We start from the raw sequence: 24,112 nt of genomic DNA, 5'->3' as shown, positions 1-24,112 counted from the left end.
AATAGATTAAAAATTCACGAACGAAAGATCGCTATGACTCAGCCAGATAAGACTGCTCAACAGAACATCGATCCAGAAGAAATTGCTAAATTCGAAGAGCTTGCCAATAAGTGGTGGGATAAAAACAGCGAATTCAAACCTCTTCATGAGATCAATCCATTACGCGTTGGCTTTATTGATCGAATAGCCCAACTCAGTGAAAAAAATGTTTTGGACGTCGGCTGCGGCGGCGGCATCTTATCAGAATCTATGGCTCAGCGAGGCGCAACGGTTACCGGCATAGATATGGGCGCTGCACCTTTAAAAATAGCCAAACTGCATGGTCTAGAAAGCGGTGTAAATGTTAATTACAAACAGATCACTGTTGAGGAGCTTGCAGCGGAGCAACCTGAATCTTTCGATGTCGTTACCTGCATGGAAATGCTGGAACATGTTCCAGACCCCTCCTCTATTGTCCAAGCCTGCGCCAAGCTATGCAAACCTGGCGGAACTCTTTTCTTCTCAACGCTGAATAGAAACCCTAAAAGTTACCTATTCGCAATCGTTGGCGCAGAAAAGCTTTTAAAGCTCGTACCAGACGGTACCCATGACTTTAAAAAATTCATTCGACCTTCAGAATTAGGCACTTGGATTAGAGAGAGCGGACTACAAAGCACCGAAATGTGCGGTTTAACTTATAATCCGCTAACAAAGAAATACAGCTTACACCCTACCGATGTAGACGTGAATTATATGATCGCGACCGAGAAGCCAGCATAAGATGACTACAAAGCCCGCATCTGTACTCTTTGATCTTGACGGCACGCTAATCGATACCGCACCAGACTTCCACTGGGTTATCAACCAACTGTTGCGCGAGGAACAGAAACAACCGGTCACATACGAGTACATTCGCAGGTTTGTATCCAATGGCGCACGCGCAATGGTCGCGGCGGCCTTCGGCCTTAAAGAAGGTGACGAAGGGTTTGATAACCTTCATCAGCGCATGCTAGCACTCTACCTCGAACATTTAGACGTCGACAGTAAACTTTTCCCCGGGCTAAACAACTGCCTCAACTGGTTAACAGAACATGATATCCCATGGGGCATAGTTACCAACAAGCCTGAGTTATACACAACCCCAGTTATGCAAGGCCTAGGTCTCGCTGAAAAAGCTAGCACAGTCATCTGCCCAGACCATGTAACCGAACGAAAACCACATCCTGAAGCTCTTTTTCTTGCCTGTAGCGAGATAGGCTGTAAAGCGGAACAGAGTATTTATGTCGGTGATCATATCCGCGATATACAAGCAGGCAACAGGGCTGGGATGATGACCATTGCAGCAACCTATGGCTACCTTGACGCCCAAGAAGCCCCCCAAGACTGGCTTGCAGACCACTACATTGAATGTGCAACTGAACTACAGCCCCTGCTACAATCTATTTATACCGATTTACGCACTTGAATTAGGATCAAAAATTATGTTTGAGTACCAGGCACCGGAAGATCTTTTAAAAGACCGAATTATTCTGGTAACCGGCGCAGGCGCAGGCATTGGCCGCGTCGCAGCTAAAACATTCGCTGCACACGGCGCAACGGTCATTTTACTCGGTCGCACTCTAGAAAAGCTGGAACAGGTCTATGACGAGATCGAAGCTGCAGGACACCCGCAGCCCGCTCTAGTACCTCTCAATCTAGAAAGCGCTCAAGAACATGATTTCATTGAGCTAACAAACACGCTTGAACAAGAGTTTGGACGCATAGATGGCATCCTTCACAACGCAGGCCTACTGGGTGTTAGAACTCACATCCAAACTTACGATCCTGTAATCTGGCAACAAGTCATGCAGGTCAACTTAAATGCGCCTTTCATGCTAACCCAGATACTCATGCCTCTTTTAGAGCGATCTGAGAATGCTTCCATTGTTTTCACATCATCATCTGTAGGCAGAAAGGGCCGTGCATATTGGGGCGCATATGGCGTTTCTAAGTTTGCAACCGAAGGCCTAATGCAGACACTTGCTGACGAAGTTGAAAATATAAGCAACATTCGCGCTAACTGTATCAATCCAGGTGCCACACGTACTCAAATGAGATCGAGCGCTTATCCTGCTGAAAACCCAGCATCCGTGACTGCACCTGAAGATATTATGCCGCTGTATTTATATCTCATGGGCCGTGACAGCCTAGAAGTAAACGGGCAATCACTCGACGCTCAATAATGAAAAACCAACTAATAAAAAAGCAGCCAAGTGCTGCTTTTTATTGTCTGAAAGAAAGGCTACTTACCTTCCATTCTTCTTGCTTTCTGCTTCTTGTAACGACGCTCAAACTTTTGCTTTTCTACAACCGACATCCGAGCACCCTTCTTAGGCTTTAACTCCAACATCTGAGAAAGCGAATTAACCTCTTTATCTTCAAGAAGCTTCCAAGTGCCTGCACGCACATCACTTGGAAGAAAAACGGGCCCAAAACGCACACGCTTCAAACGACTCACTTGAATCTCTTGTGACTCCCAAAGGCGTCGAACTTCACGGTTACGCCCCTCCATCACAACACAGTGATACCACTTATTCGCGCCTTCACCATCAAAGAACTGAACATCAGTAAACTTTGCCATACCATCTTCTAACAGCACACCGTCCGTTAAACGCTTAAGCAGAGCATCATCAACATTACCCAAGACACGCACCGCATATTCACGGTCAATCTGCGCAGACGGATGCATCAATGCATTAGCTAAGTCACCATCCGTCGTAAACAACAACAAGCCTGAAGTATTTATATCTAAACGGCCTATCGCAATCCAACGCCCCTCTTTTAAAGGAGGCAGATGATCGAATACCGTAGGGCGCCCTTCAGGGTCATGCCTCGTACATATTTCACCCACAGGCTTATTATAAATAAGCACTCGCCTTTCGGACTGTCTATCAAAAATCAAATTAACAGGCGCCCCGTCAACAGAAGCCACATCACCTTCGGAAATTCTATCCCCTAAAGTAGCAACTTTATCATTGACCGTTACTCGCCCTTCTTTAATCCAACGCTCCATCTCACGACGTGAGCCAATACCGGAGCGCGCCAAAACTTTGTGTAACTTTTCATCTGACATGTGACGCACCTTCTTTTTTCAAATCATCGACCACCCTGACCGATGATTATTAATAAACAACTGCTTTATAACTAATTTAGAAACTCATTTAAAAGAAAAGCTAATTTAGAAATAAGCAATAAAAAAGCCCTTTCAAAATGAAAAGGGCTTTCTAATAAAGACTCTGCCTTATATTAAATTAAGCAGTCGTCTTTAGTAAATCCTTTATCAAAGTAAGCCTGAAAAGATAACGGTGTACGACCGCGACCTGACCACTCATGTTCAACACCTTCATCATCTACAATACGATATTTTGGCTGGACCTTTTTCTTAGGAGAAGCAACCTCTCCAATCATGCCCATTAAATCATTCATATCAACGCCTGCATCCAACATGCTTTGACGGATAGCCTCAATCTTAGCAACTTTTTCCTTTTCTGCTGCCTGAAACGCTTCTTCCGCTTCGCGCTTATCATCCGTAATTACAGTTAAATCTGAAATTACTTTTTCAAGTTCTGAAACAGTTAATTCCTGACACTGTTTACGAAGAGAGTTTTTACGCGTTAGAATTTTTAAAAAATCAGACATCTAATTATACTCGTCGAATTAAACAACACTTAAGTAATTATCTTTATAGATAAAGATTAATCAAGTAAAAATATTAATTATAAGAAACCTGCAACATCCGCAGCCCCTTCGCGAACAACCTCAGGAACCTCTTCAACTAGATTAATAACACTAGTTGCTTCTAACCCACAATAACCACCATCGATAATCAAATCGACCTGGTGCTGCAATAACTGCCTCATATCATAGGGGTCCATTAATGGCATATCATCACCCGGCATAATAAGAGAGGTACTCATAATTGGCTCACCCAAAGCTTCTGTTAATGCAAGCGCAATTGGGTTGTCAGGCACCCGAATGCCTATCGTTCTTCTTTTAGGATGTAACAGCCGTCTAGGGACTTCAGCCGTTGCTTTAAGAATAAAAGTGTAAGCGCCTGGCGTATACGCTTTTAATAAACGGTAATTTGTATTATCTACTTTGGCATAAGTGCTAATTTCACTTAAATCACGACAAACCAGTGTAAAGTTGTGTTTATCATCTAATTGCCTAATTTTTTTTATTTTCTCTAGGGCTCGTTTATCACCTAGATGACACCCTAATGCATAAGCACAATCAGTAGGATATATAACAACCCCACCATTATTAATAATTTCAACAGCTTGATTGATTAACCGTTGCTGCGGATTTTCAGGATGTATTTGAAAAAACTGACTCACAATTTACCTTACTTAAGCACAAATGAAACACAAACTATTATAACTCATCCACAAAGACATGCGCACACATCTTAAGTTTTATTGAAGTAACGCATTTAATACATGATTTTCATTACTTTTTAACGGAGGGTATTTACCTAAATCAGTCCAAGTATTTCCAGGCGTATGAAAATCACTTCCTGCAGAAAGCATCAAATCATTCTCTTTGGCAATTCTGAGTAATTGAAAATGATGATCTGGCGTCATTCCCGGATAGGATACTTCAATCCCTTTTCCACCTACATCAACAAAACCTCTAATGACCAAACGCAGTTTAGTAAAAGTCATCTTATATTTTGTAGGGTGCGCTAAGATCGAAACACCCCCGGCACCATGAATAACTGAAACAGCCTCTTCCAACGAGGGCCACTCCATTTTCACATCACCTTTTTTGCCTATACCTAAATACTTTTTAAAAGCCTGCTGCTCAGAAGTAACCAAACCCTGTTCTAACATAACTTTTGCAAAATGCGGCCGGCCAATCACTCCCCCACCCGCTTTTTCTTTGGCCGCAAGAAATATATCAGGCAACCCCATAGTCATTAACTGATCTGCTATTTTCCTTGCACGAGCAGTTCTTAATTCTGAAAGCGAATCCAGATAACCTTGCAGCTTTTGAGAATTAACATCCATCCCCAAACCTATAATATGGAGCATTCGCTTATTCCATACGCAAGTCAGTTCGGTTCCAGCAATAAGTTGAACACCGTCCAAATCTTTACCCAAAAAAGGCTCAACGCCTTTTAGCGTGTCGTGATCAGTGATCGCGAGCACTTTAATCTTTTTCTGCCGAGCTTTTTCTATCAAATCCATAGGATCTAAAGAACCATCAGATGCAGTAGAGTGGCAATGCAGGTCGTATTTTGGTAAATCCATATTCATTCACTGTTTATATAAAGCTTCAGCAACCTTATAATTAATCTTTACCTAACTACCTTATTAAGGCGTTTATGAAGCTTTTATTAGATTTTTTACCTATCGTTATCTTTTTTATTGTATACAAAACAACGAATGACATCATTCTCGCTACCGCTGTGCTCATACCCGCTACGCTTTTGCAGATGCTATATACATGGATCCGCACACACAAAATAGAAAAAATGCAGTTAGTGACGCTCGGTCTTGTTATTGTTTTGGGCGGTGCAACCGTGCTTTTTCAAGATAAAACCTTTATCCAGTGGAAACCTACTGTTGTAAACTGGCTTTTCGGTTTAGCTTTTTTAGGCAGCCAATTTATCGGCGAAAAAACCATTGTCGAAAGATTAATGGGCAGCAATATTTCTCTGCCTAGCTTCGCCTGGAAAAACCTTAATATTGCCTGGGTTGTATTTTTTATAGCTATGGGCGCACTCAACCTTTTTGTTGCTTACACTTTCAGCGAAGAAGCTTGGGTTAACTTTAAACTTTTTGGTATGTTGGGCCTCACTGTGATTTTTATTGTCCTTCAAGGCATTTATCTTTCACGCCACATTGAAAATACTGAAAATAACGACTAATTTTTAAGGATCAATACGTGTTTTACGCCATCATTTCCGAAGACATTGAAAATAGTTTAGAAAAACGCCTTGCTGCACGACCTGATCATATCGCAAGGTTAAAAGAACTAAACGAAGAAGGACGCCTACTAATCGCAGGGCCTCATCCAGCTATTGATAGCGAAGATCCAGGCAGCGCAGGATTTACAGGCAGTTTAGTTGTGGCTGAGTTTCCGTCACTGACTGAAGCCCAGCAATGGGCTGATAATGACCCTTACATTAGTGCAGGCGTATACAAAAAAGTAACAGTGAAGCCGTACAAAAAAGTACTGCCCTAGCCTTTTGCACGCATTATTCTTTATAATACTATCGACCAAAGACGAAGAGTGTAAAGACCAGCATAAATAGTAGACTACTTAGACATAGTCTCATATAAGAATACTTTTAAAGTAGTCCAGAAAAATATGACTATTTTTCTGCTGTTTATCGCAGGTTAAGGTAAGAAGAGTTGTAATAAACAGATTATTTCTTATTATGCCTAATTACAGAATCCAAATCGTATTTCAAGGACAGCTAAAATGAAAAAATTCGCAATCGCTTCTGGCTTAGTACTAGCTATGGGCTTGGCAACAAGTGCACAGGCTCACCCAGAAAACTCTGGTTACTGGGACGAATCTAAAAATGCAACTGTATGGAAAACGGGCACAGGCGACTGCTGGCGTCATGGTTTCTGGGAAGAAGCTGACACAGTAGAAGGCTGTGCTGGCTACAAAGCACCAATGGCTGAAGCTCCTGCTCCTGCGCCTGCTCCTAAAATGATGGCTACTGTTGAAAAACACATTGTATACTTTGACTTTGACAGCGCAAACGCTGGCGATGTAAGCGATATCTCTAGCTACATCAACTCACTAAAAGAAGTAACAAGCGTTAATCTAGTTGGCCACGCTGACCGTATCGGTGCAAGCGCATACAACGACGCTCTTTCTATGAAGCGCGTAAACGCTGTATCTGAAGCACTTCAAGCTGGAGGCGTTAACGCTTCTGCTATCAGCACTGGTTACATGGGCGAAAACGCTCCTGCTAAATCTTGCGATGGCCAGCGCGGCAGCAACCTTCTTGATTGCCTACGCGCTAACCGCCGTGTAGAAGTTGAGATTTCTGGTAAAAAATAAGTAATTAAAGTCTTCTGACTTTTGTTACCTAAGGGGCGCTCACTTGAGCGCCTTTTTTTTAACATCAATAAGGACCAAAACAATGAAAAGTATCTTTCTAAGTATTAAAGCTATCTTGCTTACTTTTTTCGTTGCCGCGGTTCCAACAAGCCAGCTTCTGGCCTCTGATTACCCCGATCAGAAGGTGGTTTATCATATTAACTATGACGACCCTAAACGCATTTCCGCGACCTTTACCAATATTGCAAACCATATTAACGCGTTAGGCGAAGATCATATTTCCGTCAAAGCAATCATTCACGGTCCTGCTATAAAATACTTTATCGAAGCCAGCGATGATGAAACCAAACAAACCACCATTGATTCATTGCGACTGAACGATGTACATTTTGTTATTTGCGGTAACAGCCTAGATGGGTTTCAGGTTTCTTATGAGGAACTTTACGAAGTAGAGGCCGAAGATGTTGTTCAAGCTGGCCTACCTGAAATTGTTTATCTACAACAGCAAGGCTATTTTTACGTAAGACCTTAAATCAAGACAAGCAATTACCTATTTACAAGCACAATTTACAGGCACAAAAAAAGGCGGCCTAGGCCACCTTTTTCATTTCTGGGTAGAGTCTAGCCAACCCAAACACGTGCATTACGGAACATTCGCATCCACGCACCATCCTCAGCCCACTCATCTGGCGCCCAGCTGTTAGTGACTGTACGGAATACACGTTCAGGGTGAGGCATCATAATCGTTACACGACCATCATTACTCGTAACCCCCGTAATACCGGCAGGTGAACCATTAGGGTTCGCAGGATAAGCTTCCGTTGCCTGCCCATAGTTATCCACGTAGCGTAAAGCAACTGCATTTGCGTTATCTAGATCAGCCAAATGTTTCGCATCCTTAAACTCGGCACGACCTTCACCGTGTGCAATTGCAATCGGCATACGAGAACCCGACATACCCTGCAAGAAGACTGAGTTAGACTCTTGAACTTCAACCATCGCTACACGTGCTTCAAACTGCTCTGAAACGTTACGCACAAAATGCGGCCAATGATCCGAACCTGGAATCAGCTCATGCAAGTTAGACAGCATCTGACAGCCGTTACAAATACCTAAAGCAAATGTATCCGTTCTCGCAAAGAATGACTTGAACTGCTCGCGCGCTTGTTCGTTAAACAAGATTGACTTAGCCCAACCTTCACCAGCACCTAAAACATCACCATAAGAGAAGCCGCCACATGCCACTAGACCTTTAAATTGATCAAGCGTCACGCGACCAGACAGAATATCACTCATATGAACGTCAACAGCGGCAAAACCTGCACGGTCAAAAGCAGCAGCCATTTCGATTTGGCCATTTACACCCTGCTCACGCACGATAGCAACTTGAGGACGCACACCTGATTTAATAAGTGCTTCAGCAACGTTTTCATTTTGATCAAATGAAAGTTCAGCATGTAAACCAGGATCAGCTTTGTCCTGAATGGCATTGAACTCTTGTTCTGCACACTCAGAGTTATCACGTAGCGATTGAATCTGATAAGAAGTTTCAGCCCACCAGCTTTGCAATTGAACACGTGACTCAGAATAAACTTCTTCCTCATCAAAGTGGAAACGCACTTCATCATCTAGGTTCAACGAACCGATCACTTGTGCAACATCACCTAGACCGGCAGCATTCAATTCAGTTAACACAGCCTGAAGGTCATCACGCTTGACCTGAATCACTGCACCCAGCTCTTCAGCAAACATTGCGGCTGCCAATTCATTCGTTTCAGCGGCCAACATGTCTAGATTAATATCTACGCCTGTATGACCCGCAAAAGCCATCTCTGTAACCGTTGCGAACAAGCCACCATCAGAGCGGTCATGGTAAGCCAGAAGCAGACCCTGCTTGTTTAACTCTTGGATAGCTGCAAAGAAAGCAACCAACTGTTCAGGCTGATCAACATCAGGAACGTTTTGACCTACTTCCTCAAACACCTGAGCTAATGCAGACAGACCAACACGGTTTTTACCGTTACCTAAATCAAGCAATACCAAATCAGTTTCGCCCTGATCAGTACGCAACTGAGGCGTTAGCGTTTGACGAGAATCTGTTACCGGCGCAAAGCCTGTAATAACAAGCGACATCGGCGCTGTTACAGATTTGTCTTCACCCTCATCATTCCAAACAGTACGCATCGACATAGAGTCTTTACCAACTGGGATAGTAATACCCAGCGCTGGACATAGCTCCATACCTACCGCTTTTACTGTGTCGTATAGCTTTTCATCTTCACCTGGGTGGCCTGCAGCACACATCCAGTTAGCAGACAATTTAATATCTTTGATTTCAGAAATACGTGCAGCGGCAATATTGGTCACTGTTTCACCAATCGCCATACGACCTGAAGCTGGAGAATCAACCAATGCAAGCGGCGTACGCTCACCCATCGCCATCGCTTCACCGGTATATGTATCAAAGGAAGCGGTAGTTACAGCACAATCCGCTACCGGCACCTGCCATGGACCAACCATCTGATCACGAGCAACCTGTCCTGTAATCGAACGATCGCCAATGGTAATCAGGAACGACTTAGAAGCAACAGATGGAAGCTTCATTACTCGCTCTGCAGCATCTTTCAGGTCAATCTCAGACGCATCAAACTCAGCGACATCATAAGTTTTACGCTCTACAGTACGGTGCATTTTTGGCGCTTTACCAAACAATACACTCATCGGCAGATCGACCGGCTTATTCTCAAAATGAGTATCACCTAAAGTCAGGTGCATCTCTTCGATCGCTTCACCAACGATAGCGTACGGGCAACGTTCACGTTCGCAAATCGCTTCAAAACGCGCAAGATCTGCAGGAGCTATCGCCATAACGTAACGCTCTTGCGCCTCATTACACCAGATAGCTAGAGGTGACATGCCTGGTTCATCATTATTAATATTACGAAGCTCAAAATTTGCGCCTCGCTCACCATCTCCTGCTAACTCAGGAAAAGCATTAGATAAACCACCCGCGCCCACATCATGGATAAATGCGATAGGGTTTTCATCACCCTGCTGCCAGCATTGATCGATTACCTCTTGGCAACGACGCTCTAACTCTGGGTTGTCACGTTGAACCGATGCAAAATCCAAATCAGCAGAAGACGTACCAGAGGACATAGACGATGCAGCACCGCCACCTAGGCCAATCTGCATTGCTGGACCACCTAAGCAGATCAGCTTAGCGCCAACAGGGATCTCTCCTTTTTCTACATGACTGTCACGGATATTACCTAGACCACCCGCAATCATAATCGGCTTGTGGTAACCACGAACCTCTTCACCTGCCGCACCATTCACTTTCTGCTCAAAAGTACGGAAGTAACCCGTTAACGCTGGACGACCAAACTCATTGTTAAATGCAGCGCCACCGATAGGCCCTTCAAGCATTATATCTAATGGCGTCACAATACGGTCAGGCTTGCCGTATTTAGATTCCCATGGCTGTTCAAAACCGGGAATATTTAGATCAGATACGGTAAACCCAGTCAGACCCGCCTTTGGCTTAGAGCCTTTACCGGTTGCGCCCTCGTCACGAATTTCACCACCAGAACCGGTTGCAGCACCTGAATGTGGCGCAATAGCTGTAGGATGGTTATGAGTTTCAACCTTCATCAGGATTTGAATATCTTCCTGATTGTAAGCGTACTCTTTGCCTTCTGGATTAGGGAAGAAACGACCTGCCTTGCTGCCCACCATAACCGCAGCGTTATCTTTATAGGCAGACAATACATTCTCACCGCCTAACTCATTGGTATTTCGAATCATAGAGAACAAAGATTTCTCTTGTGCTTCTCCATCGATATCCCAAGAGGCGTTAAAGATCTTATGACGGCAATGCTCTGAGTTCGCCTGAGCAAACATCATCAATTCAACATCAGTAGGGTTACGCTTTAACTCAATAAAGCTCTCTACTAAGTAGTCAATCTCATCTTCAGCCAATGCCAAACCAAGATCGGTGTTAGCTGCAACCAACGCTTCACGACCACCCGACAAAATATCGACTGTAGTGAGCGGTTTTGGCTGCTCTTCAACAAATAGGACTGCCGCATCATCTATACTAGATAAAACAGCTTCAACCATGCGATCAAAAAGTACAGATTGAATCGCATCAACATCCGCAGAGGAAAGCTCAGCAGAAGCCTGCACATAGTAAGCAATACCGCGCTCTAAGCGCTTAATATTCTGCAATCCACAGTTATGCGCAATATCAGTAGCTTTTGATGACCAAGGAGATATTGTGCCTGGACGTGGAACAACTAAAAATAACTGACCGCTAGGTTCTTGGACCTCAGCTTTAGGCCCATAGCGTAGAATACGCTCAAGTACTTGGTGCTGATTTTCCGATAAAGCTTGTGACTGATCGAAAAAATGCATAAATTCAGCATACAAGCCAGTAACGGCAGGAACCTTTGACTGAATACCAGAAAGTAACTTTTCATGACGAAAAGCAGAAAGAGCAGGAGCTCCGCGCAGTGCCAGCATCTCTAATAGAGCCTCTTGATAGCTGCCACTCATGGGCAGTAGTTACAGGAGAATAATAGGTTATGAATTTTACAGAAACACTCCACCGGATACCAGAAAAGCAGCGCTATGTTTGATATTAGTCGCAAAAAAGATGCCGCTCAGGCACTCATGGTTTTGTTAATGTTCTGTATTCCCGTTATTTTAAGCTGGAACAGCAAAACTCAGCTGGGCGCAATCCTGGAATCTGGCAGCCTAAAGCTGGTGACTCGTAACTCTCCTAGCACCTATTTCATTGAAAAAGGGGTCCCAGCAGGATTTGAATATGATTTAGCCAAAGCCTATACCGAGCACTTAGGCATTAAGCTTGAACTCGTCCTCCCACCAACATTCAGCGATATTTTCAGCACCATGAGCGAACGCGACGGACATATCGCCGGCGCAATGCTAACAGTTACAGATGAACGAAAAGAATCATTTGAATTTTCCACCCCTTACCTCTCAACAACCACTGCCGTGGTTTACAGAACAACCAAAGGGATCAAAGCCCCAAAAGACTTAGAAGATCTAATTAGCCGAAACAAAACCATTCAGGTAATCGCAAACAGCAGCCATGCCGAATTACTGAGCCACTTAAAGGAAAAACACCCCGCCCTTAAATGGTCCGAAAGCAACGAATATTCATCTGTTGAGTTACTAGAACAAGTACACAGCAAAGAGATTGAGTACACAATCGTAGATAGCGTGACCTTTGATGCGCAAAAATCTTTCTTTCCTGGATTAAAAAAGGCCTTTGATTTAGACAAACCTCAAAGCCTTGCTTGGATGTTAAGCCCTCACAACGACCAATCCCTAAGAAATTCAATCAATCGCTTCCTAGAACTAGATTCGACAAAAGAACTCATCATCTCCCTTAAAGAGAAATACTTTAATCGATCAAACCCTTTAGGCTTTTACGATACCGCAGCATTTAAAAAAGATGTCGAAAATCGACTGCCAAAAATTGAGCAATTTTTCTACATGGCCGAACAAGAAACCGACATTGATTGGCAGCTGCTTGCAGCCATTGGCTATCAAGAATCACACTGGAACCCAAAAGCAGTCTCCCCAACAGGCGTAAAGGGAATCATGATGCTGACTAACGCGGCAGCCAAAGAGGTGGACGTTACGGACCGAACAGACCCTCAACAGAGCATCATTGGCGGTGCGCACTATCTCGTTAGCGTTATGAAAAAAATCCCTGATAGAATCCCGCAACCCGATCACACTTGGTTTGCTCTAGCAGGCTATAACGTAGGTTACGGCCACCTTGAAGATGCTCGAGTTTTAACGGGCCGTGCGGGCCTTAACCCTGACAAGTGGGATGACGTAAAAAAACATCTCCCCTTACTCACCCAGGAAAAATACTTTAATACTGTTCGTTATGGTTACGCCCGTGGGTATGAGCCTGTGCATTACGTGAGTAACATTCGCAAATATATAGAGCTACTCAGCTGGGAAATTCAGTTACGACAGGCTAAAAGGCAAAAGGAAGAGGCGGATATGAATCCAGATCACCCAAGTTGGGATGAAACAACAGTCGTAGAGGATATTCTGCCCGCACTATAACTATGACTGCTAGGGTGCTGCTTTACGTGCTTTAGCGGCCTTCTTTTCCTCTCTACGGCGCTTAAAAAAAGCGCTTATTTTCGCGCTGCACTCATCAGCTAGCACCCCGCGAACCACTTCTAATCGATGATTAATCCACGGCTGATCAAACATTTGGCAGTTACTATCAACGACACCCGATTTACTCTCACAAGCACCATAGATAACCCTGTTTATTCGCGCATGAACAATAGCGCCAGCACACATAGTACACGGCTCAATCGTGACATACAGATCAGCCCCAACCAGTCGATAATTACCGACCCTTGATGCAGCATCTCTCAAGGCCATAATCTCTGCATGCGCGGTAGGATCATGGCCACTAATGGGATGATTCCACCCTTCACCAATAACCTCGTCATCCAATACCACAATAGCACCTACAGGCACCTCACCGGCATTCTCTGCATGATCAGCCAATGCTAGCGCCTCACGCATCCAACGCTGCTCTTGCTCAAGCGTTTCTCTCATATTGTTACCACTCATAAAATAACACCACGAATCTTAGCCACATACCAAGCTAACAGCAAAATAAATCAGACACAAAAAAGCCCGCATCAATGCAGGCTTTTTAAGATCAAAATCAACGAGTTATTATTCCCATTCGATCGTTGCAGGCGGCTTAGAACTCACATCATAAGTCACGCGTGAAACTTTCGGAATCTCATTAATAATACGACCCGATACGGTTTCTAACAGCTCATACGGAAGGTGAGCCCAACGCGCTGTCATAAAGTCAATTGTCTCAACCGCACGAATAGCAATAACGTACTCATAACGGCGACCATCACCAACAACACCAACAGACTTAACGGGCAAGAAGACAGCAAAAGCCTGACTTGTTTTATGGTACCAATCCGCTTTATGTAGTTCTTCGATGAAGATAGCATCTGCTTCACGCAAGATATCAGCATATTCACGCTTAACTTCACCTAGAATACGAACACCTAAACCTGGTCCTGGGAACGGATGGCGATAAACCATGTCATACGGCAAGCCAAGTTCAAGACCTAATTTACGCACTTCATCTTTGAAAAGTTCACGTAAAGGCTCAACTAACTCAAACTGCATATCTTCCGGCAAACCACCCACATTGTGGTGTGATTTAATCACATGTGCTTTACCCGTTTTTGCAGCAGCAGATTCAATAACGTCAGGGTAAATAGTGCCCTGCGCTAGGAAGTTAACATCTTGCAACTTAGTTGCTTCTTCATCAAACACTTCAATGAAGGTATTACCGATAATCTTACGCTTCTTCTCTGGGTCATTCTCACCTAACAAACGACCAAGAAACTTATCTTCAGCATCAGCACGAATCACCCGAACGCCCATGTTTTTAGCAAACATGTCCATTACCTGATCGCCTTCCTGCTTACGTAACAGACCATTATCAACAAACACACAGGTAAGCTGATCGCCAATTGCCTTATGTAATAAAGCCGCTACAACAGAAGAGTCAACGCCGCCAGATAAGCCCAACAATACTTTCTGGTCACCTACCTGAGCACGCACTTTCTCAATCTGATCAGCAATAATATTCGCCGAATTCCATAATGCTTCCGTACCACAGATATTCACAACAAAGCGTTCAAGAATACGACCACCCTGCTTTGTATGTGTTACTTCAGGGTGGAACTGCACACCGAAGAAGCGCTTCTGTGGGTGACAAATTGCAGCAATAGGTGCAGATTCAGTTGAAGCAATGATAGAGAAGCCATCAGGTAAAGCCGTTACTTTATCGCCATGGCTCATCCAAACATCAAGTAGCAACGCACCATTGTTTGCTAAATGATCTTCGATACCTTCTAGCAATTCACTTGGGCTATCATCCAAGCGAACTTGCGCATAACCAAACTCACGCTTATCCGATGCAGAAACCTCACCACCCATCTGAGCGGCCATTGTCTGCATGCCATAACAGATACCTAATACAGGCACGTCAAGGTTGAAGACAACTTCAGGCGCACGAGGAGAATCACCTTCAGTTACAGATTCCGGTCCACCCGCAAGAATGATACCTTTAGGTGCAAACTCACGAATATCTTCCTCAGACATATCCCATGCATGAATTTCACAATAAACACCAATCTCACGCACGCGACGTGCAATAAGCTGAGTGTACTGAGAACCGAAATCAAGAATCAGAATTCGTTGAGCGTGAATATCTTTGGTCATAACGTATGATCTCTATGCTTTACAGAGTTTATGTTTCTGCAAAAAAAAAAGCGGGATGATCATCAATATCATCCCACCTTTTAGAGTTTAGGAAAATTAACTAACGCGGTAGTTAGGCGCTTCTTTCGTAATACTTACATCATGCACATGACTTTCGTTCATGCCTGCATTTGTAATACGAACAAACTGAGGCTCTGTGCGCATGGTCGCAATATCAGCACTGCCGGTATAACCCATAGATGCTCTCAAGCCACCTACTAATTGATGCACGACACCACCCATAGGGCCTTTACAAGGAACACGGCCTTCAATGCCTTCAGGTACAAGCTTTTCAACACCTTTAGACGCATCTTGGAAATAACGATCAGATGAACCTGTAGACTGCCCCATCGCACCAAGCGATCCCATACCACGGTATGATTTGAACGCACGGCCTTGGAACAACTCAACTTCGCCAGGCGCTTCATCAGTACCCGCAAGCATTGAACCCACCATAATAGCAGAGGCACCCGCAACAATAGCTTTAGCTAGATCGCCAGAGAAACGAACACCACCGTCAGCAACTACAGGCACACCACGTTCAGCCATGGCCGCTGCAACATTCGCTACAGCACTGATCTGAGGAACACCTACACCTGCAACAATACGTGTAGTACAAATAGAACCAGGACCTATACCAACCTTAACGCCGTCAGCACCGGCATCAGCTAATGCAATCGCAGCGTCAGCCGTTGCGATATTACCGCCAATCACCTGAACCTGTGGGAATGTCTGCTTAACCCAAGCAACGCGATCAATAACACCTTTCGAGTGCCCATGCGCCGTATCAACAATAACGACATCAACACCCGCAGCAACCAACGCAGTTACACGGTCTGGTGTTTCTGGGCCTGTACCTACTGCAGCACCGACAATCAAACGACCCTTTGCGTCTTTTGCCGCATTCGGGTGCGACTGCGCTTTATTCATATCCTTAACGGTCATCATGCCGCAAAGTTTGAACGCACTGTCTACAACTAGGATTTTCTCTATACGATGCTTGCGAAGTAAGTTTCTAACTTCATCAGGATCAACACCCTCTTCAACCGTCACTAGACGATCTTTCGGGGTCATAATTGATTCTACAGTAGCATCTAATTTCAGCTCAAAACGGAAATCTCGATCCGTTACGATACCTACTAAGTTGCCATCATCAACAACAGGGAAGCCTGAGAAGCCCATAGACTCTGATAGCTGGCGTAGTTCACCAACAGTCATATCCGAACGACATGTGACGGGATCGCTTACAACACCCGCCTCATACTTCTTAACACGCAACACTTCTGCTGCCTGCTGCTCAATTGTCAGGTTCTTATGAATGATCCCGATACCGCCTTCCTGTGCCATAGCAATCGCTAGACCAGACTCAGTCACTGTATCCATCGCTGCAGAAACTAATGGTATATTAAGCTCAATACCTTTAGTTAAGCGTGTTTTAAGTGATACGTCTTTTGGAAGTACTTCAGAGTAACCCGGAACCAGCAGCACATCGTCAAAAGTGAGTGCTTCCTCAGCAATTCGCAACATTATTTGCCAGCCTGTGTAGTCAATAAATTTAAACGCGCAATCATACAGAAATTAGCCTTTTGTCTCAATCGAAAAGTCACTATTTCCGCATAGAATCTATGAATTCATACTCATTATAGTTAACTGTTGGTCACAATGATCAACAGAATAAAACCAAACCCGTATTTATCCCTCCCTCAACGATATAACTTCGTTTACTATAAAGCGCATGCTAAACGACACTGATCACACACATAACCGTAATCCGCTGGCTATATCTGTCTCTGAATTGAACAGACAAGCACGCACCCTGCTTGAACGCTCCTTCTTAACGATTCAAGTAGAAGGTGAGATATCCAACTTCGTAAAACCCAGCTCTGGTCACTGGTACTTCACACTTAAAGACGATAAAGCGCAGGTTCGATGCGCAATGTTCAAAAGTCGAAACCAAGTGATTCGCCTAAAGCCAAAACAAGGCGACAAAGTTACTGTCAGAGCTAAAGTCAGTCTTTACGAAGGCAGAGGTGACTACCAATTAATCTGTGATTATATGGAAAGCAGTGGCAGCGGCTCACTGCAAAAGGCCTTTGAAGAACTAAAAAACAAATTACAAAAAGAGGGTTTGTTTGAAAGTACTCTTAAAAAGCCAATTCCAGCACACCCCTCAAGCATCGGTATCATCACCTCGCCTACAGGTGCAGCTGTACATGATATTTTAACTGTATTAAAACGACGTTTTCCAGGACTCCCTGTAACGCTTTACCCTACCTCGGTTCAAGGGGAGGACGCACCGGAACAAATATCTAAGGCCATCATTCTGGCCGAAGTACACCAACAATGTGATGTACTTATCTTAGGCAGAGGCGGTGGTTCCCTAGAAGATCTGTGGGCATTTAATACTGAACAAGTAGCAAGAACAGTACATAACTGTGAACTACCTATTATTAGTGCCGTTGGCCATGAAGTGGATGTCGTTATTACTGACTTTATAGCTGATTCACGAGCCCCCACTCCCTCTGCAGCAGCCGAGATGCTCAGCCCAGACCAAGCACAAATAAAGCAAAAGCTGAATCTATTCGAACAACGTTTAACTCACCATATTCAACAGAAACTAAGAACAGCCGCCCTTAAAACAGAAAGCGCTAGAAACCGATTACGCCATCCGGGTCAAAAGCTAAACGAGCAAGCACAACGCCTAGATCATTTAGAAGCTCGACTACATAATTCAATCCATTCAACGCTGACTGCAGCCCAGCACCGTCAGCAACAACTTTTATCAAAGCTGAAACTACAATCACCCAAGCAACTGCTCAATTTAAAAGAGGAACAACTCCACTCTCTTTTTAAACGTTTATCACAAGCGGGCGTTTCTAACTTACAGAAAAATGCGTTGAGACTTGGCGCAGCAACAAGTCAACTTCATACTGTTAGCCCGCTAGCCACACTTGAACGAGGTTATGCTATCGTGAAAGATCAACATGGCGCTGTCATTCAGGATGCATCACATGTAAAACAGGGAGATGTTATTGAAAATCAGCTTTATAAAGGACGTTTACGCTGCCGCGTAGATGAAACAATTACGGAATAATACCCATGCTTAAAATTATTACTCTCATCAGTTTTATATGTATAAGTGCTATTAGTCATGCGCAAACGCTTCCCCAAGAAAATCGGGTACCCGGTGGTATCGCGATTATTCCCCTTACCGGTATAGAAACACAAAAAGCTCCGACTGCGTGGTATAAGGGCAATCGAGTCATGGTACTCCCGAGCTCAGGCACTGAGCATACAGAGAGTAAATGGCTGGCAGTCGCAGGGATTCCCTTGAGCGCTAAAGCTGATCAAAAACAACATTTAAAAGCCAATTCAACTTCGTACTATTTCACTGTTGAAGGCAAAGAATATAAAGCTCAGTACCTTACAATTAAAAACAAACGACACGTTGAGCCCGATCCAGAAGACATTAAACGCTGGCGAACAGAAAAAGCGAAAATGGTTGCTGCTTATAAGCACTGGAGCGAACCCAAGGAGATAACGACACACTTCGCTATTCCCGCAAAAGGCCCATACAGCAGCCCATTTGGCTTAAAGCGCTTTTTTAACAAACAGCCGCGCAATCCTCATAGCGGTCTGGATATCGCAGCACCCCATGGTGACCCAATTACAGCACCGAGCGCGGGTACCGTTGTCGATACCGGGGAATACTTCTTTAACGGCAACACCGTTATTGTTGATCACGGTTACGGGCTGACGACTATGTACTGCCATTTAAGCAAAATAGACGTAAAAATTGGCGACAAAGTCACCACTGGAGACAAACTTGGCGAGATAGGTAAAACAGGCCGAGTTACCGGTCCGCATCTTCATTGGAGCGTAAGCTTGAATAACACAAGAGTCGACCCCATATTGTTTTTGAATCAATAATCTTTAGGGCGAGCCTCTTATTTTAAGCTCGTTTTTTTATGACTCAGTAGGATTCTATTCATGTCTGAACTACAACTAGAAACACTAGAACAAAAAGCAAGCTACGGCATCGGCCGCCAAATGGGCGACCAGTTAGCACAACAACCATTTGAAGGCATGGACCTAAATGCAATTTCAGCAGGTATCGCTGATGCATTCGAAGGTACTGAAATGCGCGTAGAAGTGAATGAAATCCAAGAAGCGTTTAACGTTCTAAACGAACGTATGCGTGAACAGCAAGAAGCTGAAGCTAAAGAAGCATCTGCAGTTGGCGAAGCTTTTCTAGCAGAAAACGCTAAACGTGAAGGCGTTACAGTGCTTGAATCTGGTCTTCAGTATGAAATTGTTGAAGCGGGCGAAGAAGGTAGCGAGAAGCCATCTAAAGAGTCTAAAGTGCGTACGCATTATCACGGTACATTTATTGACGGTAAAGTATTCGATAGCTCTTATGACCGTGGTCAGCCAGCTGAATTCCCTGTTGGCGGCGTTATCGCTGGTTGGACAGAAGCATTACAGCTTATGAACAAAGGCGCTAAGTGGAAGCTATATATCCCTTACGACCTAGCATACGGTGCTCAGGGTTCTCCAGGCGGCATCCCTCCATATTCTGCACTTGTATTTGATGTTGAACTACTAGAAATTCTTTAATTTCTATATTTGGGTGGCGTTCACGCCACCCAATCTACTAAAGAGCACCCCAAGATGCTTTTGAATTACCAGATTCACGGCGAAGGACAACCTCTCATTATTCTGCATGGCCTTTTTGGTACCTTAGAAAACTGGGGCAACCAAATAAAAGCCTTGTCAGAGAACCATAAAGTCATTGCTGTCGATCTTAGAAACCACGGCCGATCTTTTCACTCAAATGAGATGAACTATCATTTGATGGCCGTGGATATCAAAGCACTTTTATCACATCTAAAGTTAGAAAAAGCACACATCATTGGTCATTCAATGGGTGGGAAGGTTGCCATGCAACTCGCCTTAAATTCTCCAGACGTGATTGATAAATTAATCATTGTCGATATAGCACCTGTAGAATACACACCCCACCATAATGATGTATTCAAAGGTTTATTTTCTGTAGATTTACCTTCACTAAAATCCAGAGGTGACGCAGACAAACAACTGACTGAGCATATCCCTGAGCTAAGTGTGCGAGCTTTTCTGCTTAAAAACCTATACCGAACTGATGAGAAGCTTTTTGCTTGGCGCATGAATTTAGAAGCGATTCACTCGCAATACAAGAATATCAGCGCTGCACCGACAGGCACTCCATTTGATAGAAGCATGTTATTTATCAAAGGAGAAAAGTCTGACTATATGATTCCCGCTTATAGAGATGCGGTCATTAATTCATTCCCTAAAGCCAGCTACACCATCATCAAACAAGCTGGCCACTGGCCTCATGCTGAAAAACCTAAAGAGTTTACAGATATAGTTGTGAACTTTCTGACTAAGACAAAGAGCGCGTAATCTAGGAAAACTAAATTACGCTTGACGATCCAAGAGGGAACCCTCTGGAAATAACTTCTGAAAAACGCCAGAATCAACAAGCTTTTTATTGATTTCAGCAAGCTGTTTATTAATGTCATTCAAGCGATCATTGAAATCATCCAATGCTTCCATTGCGCTTTCGCTACGGGCCGCATCCTCATCCCGCAACTCCTGTAAACGCTCACCAGCAGATGGTTTATTATCATCCTCATCTTCAGCGCTGTCTGCACGTTCAGCTTGAGCGGCTTGCGCCTCACCCTCACTTTGGAGAATCTGAGTACGCGCTTCAGCTGCCATCGCTCTTGCATCAGCCGCCGCAGCTCTGTCAGCTGAGGATGGCTCCGCAACACTCAGCGCAGCCCGCTGAATCACTTCAGCTTTTTCTAAGGTCGCTTGAGGATCATTAGGGATAGGCGAAGTATCTATTTTAACTTCACCTTCAACAGCATACATTCTGCCATCAGGGCCGCGTTCATTAGTATAACTAGGGGCAGACGCATACTGCCCACCTATAGAAGCATGAGCTTGTTCATGGGCACGTACTTCTCTATCACGCTCAGCCAAATCACGGCTAATTTCCAACTCTTGTTGCTGCAGTTGCTCTTGCTGCTCCTTATCACCGGAAGGAACAACATTTGAAGAAGGACGGATAGACGGGCTAGTAGACTCTAAACCAACGAGCTCACCATCTTCTGCTTGTAGGCTTCGTTCTGAGGTACTGGCTAAACGGGAAAGCGCTGAGGCCTCAGCTGAAAGCGTGACTCGATCACGATTAATGCTAGAGCTACTGGACTGTAGCTCCTGTTGGGCTGAAGGCGAAGTAACAGAGGATATAACCCGCTGAGCATCTTGAGATCGAAGCTCTAATGGGGCCGGCTTACTATTTAAAGCCTGAGAGTTACCAGAGCTAATAATCTGCATAAGCAGTGCTCCTCTCTATTATCCTAAAAAACATACTTCATTACCTACTTCAATCCAATCCATGAATTGAAGATTTAAACGCGTATATTAATGATAGAGCCAGGCTGACCTAACTCTTCAACCTCTCCCACCACTTTTGTTGCTGCCGCCTCAACAGTTGATCCTGCAGCCGAACCTGCTACAGCTTGATCTTCCTGCCGACCTGAAGCTTTCTCAACCTGATCAGGCTTACCTGATCCTGTGATATCACTTGCTGCTTTTGGCGCATTATCCAAACCACGATTGATACCAATAAATCCTGACTGTGCCGCATTGGTGACGTTCATACTGACACCTCTATTAATTCTAAATAAAACTATTACAGCTGTAAGTATAGATCATCTGAAGGAAATGTTCATTTTTCAACCATACTATTGAGCTAGCAATGCATCTATATCAAAATATTTGGCAACGTTTTCAGGAGAAGGTTCCGTAAGGTAAGGTATTTCAGCAATTAAGGGAGCGCGCAGCATACCCGCGATAGTCGCTACATTATCGCTATAGTGTGGCATCTCAGGGTCAATCCGGCTCGCTACCCAGCCAGCCACTCGCAATCCATCTCTAGCAATACTTTCAGCCGTTAACAGCGCATGATTTATGCAACCCAGCTTAACCCCCACAACCATTACAACAGGCGTACCTAACTGTTTTGGTATATGCGCCATTGTTTCACGTGGATTTAAAGGAACACGCCAGCCCCCTGCGCCCTCAACAATGGCAAAATCTGCGGGTTGCATCAAAGCCCCACGACACATCGCCGCAATCCGATCCGCATTAAGCATTCGTCCTGCAATTCCAGCAGCAATATGAGGCGCAATAGCCGGCTCAAATGCGACTGGATTTACCTGCTCATAGGCTAATTGGATTGAAGCCGTTTTCTGTAATAGGACAGCATCTTCATTGCGCAGACCATCCGCAGTCATTTCACAACCAGCAGCAATAGGCTTAAGACCTATAGTAGAAAGCCCTTTATTATTAGCAGCCTCAAGCAGCCCAGCAGCAACGATAGTTTTACCGACATCAGTATCGGTTCCCGCTACAAAAAAAGAATGCTTTGCCATTATGAATTTAACCCCTTTACTGGTTTTTCTAATACGCCGTAAAATACTTGATAAGTAGCGGGAATAGCCCCATCTACCAACCGCTGATCTTCATAAGCAGACTTAAACCTTCGAATCTGCTCCCGTCCAGTCAAACCCGTTTTTTGCCCTGCATTCATATTATGTGCACCCAACCGCTTTAACTCATCAGTCAAACCTTTAAGCTGCGGATAACGTAGTACACGTACTTCTTCTTTAAATTCACTTAGATGCAAATTACTAGGAACAGCAGATAGGTGCTCTTCAGAGGAGAGGAACTGATTAACATGAGTAAAAGAATCAACACTCTGCCAAGCAGTACGAAGTTCATGCAGAGTATCAGGGCCCAGTGTTGCAAAAACAAAACGACCACCCGGCGCTAAAACTCGCTCAATCTCCTTCAACAAAACAGGTAAGTTTTCACACCACTGAATCGCTAAGCTTGAAAAAACAATGTCGATGCTTGCATCGCGCAGAGGCAAAGATTCAGCATCTGCACAGATCCAACTCGCATTAGTCAGCGTACGATTCTGGCGAGCAAAGCGCAGCATCCCTAGCGCTAAATCTAAATTGAGTAGATTTGCAGTAGAATACTTTTGATTTAATTTAGGCGAAAAATAGCCAGTGCCGCAGCCTAAATCCATGATTCGGCTTGGTGATGAATCGGGGAGATACCCCATCAACGTGTGGCCAACATCTCTTTGCAGCTCAGCCACACTGTCGTAAGTCATGGCCGCTTTACTGAAAGAATCAGCAACTTTCTGTTTATCAATCAGCGCATCCACTAAACAGCCGGCTCCTGTAAAAAGCTAACAACATCGGCTATCACTTCTGTTTGATGAGAATAAAAAGGAAGGTGCCCTGCACCAGAGTAGACTTTAACACCCCCCTTAGATAACTGCTGACATGCTTCAGCCGCTTCTAAAGGCACCAAATTATCCTTTTCACCGAAGAGCTGAAAAACAGGCATCGTTAACTGAGACAATGAAGCACGCGCATCCCCTCTTAATAAACCTAAACTTTCTATTGGGGCTGCATGATCTAGCTCTTTAAGGATCGCTTTTAAAAACTTGAGTGTTTCACGGCCTAATTCAGCACCTTGAGTTTGCAGCATAATAAAACGCTGTAATGTTTTAACTATGTTTGCATCAAGCGAGGCTTCAAATTGCTGGTGCACCGATTCTTCTACTGCACATGACCAA

General features: G+C 44.2%; 25 protein-coding genes. 12 read left to right on the top strand and 13 right to left on the bottom strand.

Annotation, left to right across the window (positions count from 1 at the left end):
• Positions 1-33 precede the first annotated feature (33 nt).
• From ubiG to B4K11_RS09265, 3 genes are read left to right on the top strand one after another with little or no spacing between them, the layout of a single operon-like run.
• Positions 34-759, top strand: a complete 726-nt coding sequence (gene ubiG, locus B4K11_RS09275; RefSeq protein WP_292957714.1) for a bifunctional 2-polyprenyl-6-hydroxyphenol methylase/3-demethylubiquinol 3-O-methyltransferase UbiG — start codon at positions 34-36, stop codon at positions 757-759.
• Between the two features lies 1 nt (position 760).
• On the top strand, positions 761-1,444 hold the full coding sequence (locus tag B4K11_RS09270; RefSeq protein WP_292957711.1) for an HAD-IA family hydrolase: 684 nt from the start codon (positions 761-763) through the stop codon (positions 1,442-1,444).
• 16 nt (positions 1,445-1,460) lie between these two features.
• Entirely contained in the window at positions 1,461-2,201 is a 741-nt protein-coding gene (locus B4K11_RS09265) for a YciK family oxidoreductase (RefSeq protein ID WP_292957708.1), read from the top strand.
• Between the two features lie 59 nt (positions 2,202-2,260).
• Here B4K11_RS09265 and rluB read toward each other — a convergent pair whose 3' ends face one another.
• The 4 genes from rluB to B4K11_RS09245 all read right to left on the bottom strand — a co-directional run bounded on the left by rluB (position 2,261) and on the right by B4K11_RS09245 (position 5,270).
• On the bottom strand, positions 2,261-3,091 hold the full coding sequence (rluB, locus tag B4K11_RS09260) for a 23S rRNA pseudouridine(2605) synthase RluB (protein WP_292957705.1): 831 nt from the start codon (positions 3,089-3,091) through the stop codon (positions 2,261-2,263).
• A gap of 173 nt (positions 3,092-3,264) precedes the next feature.
• On the bottom strand, positions 3,265-3,657 hold the full coding sequence (locus B4K11_RS09255; RefSeq protein WP_292957703.1) for an H-NS family nucleoid-associated regulatory protein: 393 nt from the start codon (positions 3,655-3,657) through the stop codon (positions 3,265-3,267).
• A 77-nt stretch (positions 3,658-3,734) separates the two neighbouring features.
• Positions 3,735-4,355: an L-threonylcarbamoyladenylate synthase gene (locus B4K11_RS09250; protein ID WP_292957700.1), complete on the bottom strand. Its 621-nt coding sequence runs from the start codon at positions 4,353-4,355 to the stop codon at positions 3,735-3,737.
• Between the two features lie 78 nt (positions 4,356-4,433).
• On the bottom strand, positions 4,434-5,270 hold the full coding sequence (locus B4K11_RS09245) for a PHP domain-containing protein (protein ID WP_292957697.1): 837 nt from the start codon (positions 5,268-5,270) through the stop codon (positions 4,434-4,436).
• 74 nt (positions 5,271-5,344) lie between these two features.
• Here B4K11_RS09245 and B4K11_RS09240 point away from each other — a divergent pair, with 74 nt between their 5' ends.
• The 4 genes from B4K11_RS09240 (at position 5,345) to B4K11_RS09225 (ending at position 7,573) form a co-directional block, all read left to right on the top strand.
• Entirely contained in the window at positions 5,345-5,890 is a 546-nt protein-coding gene (locus tag B4K11_RS09240; protein WP_292957694.1) for a septation protein A, read from the top strand.
• 17 nt (positions 5,891-5,907) lie between these two features.
• A complete protein-coding gene (locus B4K11_RS09235) occupies positions 5,908-6,207 on the top strand; it encodes a YciI family protein (protein WP_292957691.1) in 300 nt (99 codons plus the stop codon).
• A gap of 240 nt (positions 6,208-6,447) precedes the next feature.
• Positions 6,448-7,041, top strand: coding sequence for an OmpA family protein (locus B4K11_RS09230; RefSeq protein WP_292957688.1), 594 nt, complete (start codon positions 6,448-6,450; stop codon positions 7,039-7,041).
• A gap of 82 nt (positions 7,042-7,123) precedes the next feature.
• A complete protein-coding gene (locus B4K11_RS09225) occupies positions 7,124-7,573 on the top strand; it encodes a DsrE family protein (protein ID WP_292957685.1) in 450 nt (149 codons plus the stop codon).
• Between the two features lie 89 nt (positions 7,574-7,662).
• Here B4K11_RS09225 and purL read toward each other — a convergent pair whose 3' ends face one another.
• Positions 7,663-11,565 (bottom strand): phosphoribosylformylglycinamidine synthase, encoded by a 3,903-nt coding sequence (purL, locus tag B4K11_RS09220; protein ID WP_292957753.1) that lies wholly within the window; start codon positions 11,563-11,565, stop codon positions 7,663-7,665.
• A 108-nt stretch (positions 11,566-11,673) separates the two neighbouring features.
• Here purL and mltF point away from each other — a divergent pair, with 108 nt between their 5' ends.
• Entirely contained in the window at positions 11,674-13,152 is a 1,479-nt protein-coding gene (gene mltF / locus B4K11_RS09215; RefSeq protein ID WP_292957681.1) for a membrane-bound lytic murein transglycosylase MltF, read from the top strand.
• A 9-nt stretch (positions 13,153-13,161) separates the two neighbouring features.
• On the opposite strand, the gene tadA is transcribed toward mltF, so the two are convergent.
• The 3 genes from tadA to guaB form a co-directional block, all read right to left on the bottom strand.
• Positions 13,162-13,677: a tRNA adenosine(34) deaminase TadA gene (gene tadA, locus B4K11_RS09210; RefSeq protein WP_292957678.1), complete on the bottom strand. Its 516-nt coding sequence runs from the start codon at positions 13,675-13,677 to the stop codon at positions 13,162-13,164.
• Positions 13,678-13,785: 108 nt separating this feature from the next.
• Positions 13,786-15,366, bottom strand: a complete 1,581-nt coding sequence (gene guaA / locus B4K11_RS09205; protein ID WP_292957675.1) for a glutamine-hydrolyzing GMP synthase — start codon at positions 15,364-15,366, stop codon at positions 13,786-13,788.
• Positions 15,367-15,462: 96 nt separating this feature from the next.
• Entirely contained in the window at positions 15,463-16,932 is a 1,470-nt protein-coding gene (gene guaB, locus B4K11_RS09200) for an IMP dehydrogenase (protein WP_292957672.1), read from the bottom strand.
• A gap of 208 nt (positions 16,933-17,140) precedes the next feature.
• Between guaB and xseA the strand changes: the two genes are divergently transcribed.
• From xseA to B4K11_RS09180, 4 genes are read left to right on the top strand one after another with little or no spacing between them, the layout of a single operon-like run.
• On the top strand, positions 17,141-18,499 hold the full coding sequence (xseA, locus tag B4K11_RS09195) for an exodeoxyribonuclease VII large subunit (protein ID WP_292957670.1): 1,359 nt from the start codon (positions 17,141-17,143) through the stop codon (positions 18,497-18,499).
• A 5-nt stretch (positions 18,500-18,504) separates the two neighbouring features.
• On the top strand, positions 18,505-19,335 hold the full coding sequence (locus B4K11_RS09190; protein ID WP_292957667.1) for a peptidoglycan DD-metalloendopeptidase family protein: 831 nt from the start codon (positions 18,505-18,507) through the stop codon (positions 19,333-19,335).
• 60 nt (positions 19,336-19,395) lie between these two features.
• Entirely contained in the window at positions 19,396-20,022 is a 627-nt protein-coding gene (locus tag B4K11_RS09185) for an FKBP-type peptidyl-prolyl cis-trans isomerase (protein WP_292957664.1), read from the top strand.
• Between the two features lie 54 nt (positions 20,023-20,076).
• On the top strand, positions 20,077-20,850 hold the full coding sequence (locus tag B4K11_RS09180; RefSeq protein WP_292957661.1) for an alpha/beta fold hydrolase: 774 nt from the start codon (positions 20,077-20,079) through the stop codon (positions 20,848-20,850).
• A 15-nt stretch (positions 20,851-20,865) separates the two neighbouring features.
• Here the strand turns inward: B4K11_RS09180 and B4K11_RS09175 are convergent, their stop codons facing one another.
• From B4K11_RS09175 to B4K11_RS09155, 5 genes are all read right to left on the bottom strand, one after another.
• Positions 20,866-21,792, bottom strand: a complete 927-nt coding sequence (locus B4K11_RS09175; RefSeq protein ID WP_292957658.1) for a putative metalloprotease CJM1_0395 family protein — start codon at positions 21,790-21,792, stop codon at positions 20,866-20,868.
• Positions 21,793-21,866: 74 nt separating this feature from the next.
• Positions 21,867-22,118 (bottom strand): hypothetical protein, encoded by a 252-nt coding sequence (locus B4K11_RS09170; RefSeq protein ID WP_292957655.1) that lies wholly within the window; start codon positions 22,116-22,118, stop codon positions 21,867-21,869.
• 84 nt (positions 22,119-22,202) lie between these two features.
• Positions 22,203-22,892, bottom strand: a complete 690-nt coding sequence (gene bioD, locus B4K11_RS09165; RefSeq protein ID WP_292957652.1) for a dethiobiotin synthase — start codon at positions 22,890-22,892, stop codon at positions 22,203-22,205.
• Positions 22,892-23,695 carry a malonyl-ACP O-methyltransferase BioC gene (gene bioC / locus B4K11_RS09160; protein WP_292957649.1) on the bottom strand — a complete coding sequence of 268 codons (804 nt, stop codon included), beginning with the start codon at positions 23,693-23,695 and terminating at the stop codon, positions 22,892-22,894. The genes bioD and bioC overlap by 1 nt, the downstream gene beginning before the upstream one ends.
• Positions 23,695-24,112, bottom strand: a 418-nt coding sequence (locus tag B4K11_RS09155; RefSeq protein ID WP_292959338.1) for a hypothetical protein, incomplete at its 5' end; no start/stop codon positions are given. The genes bioC and B4K11_RS09155, both read right to left, overlap by 1 nt.

Source organism: Neptuniibacter sp. UBA6509 (assembly GCA_002435145.1).
Taxonomy (GTDB): domain Bacteria; phylum Pseudomonadota; class Gammaproteobacteria; order Pseudomonadales; family Balneatricaceae; genus Neptuniibacter.
Note: the sequence above shows the minus strand (reverse complement) of the source record. Positions and strands in the feature narration are given on the sequence as shown.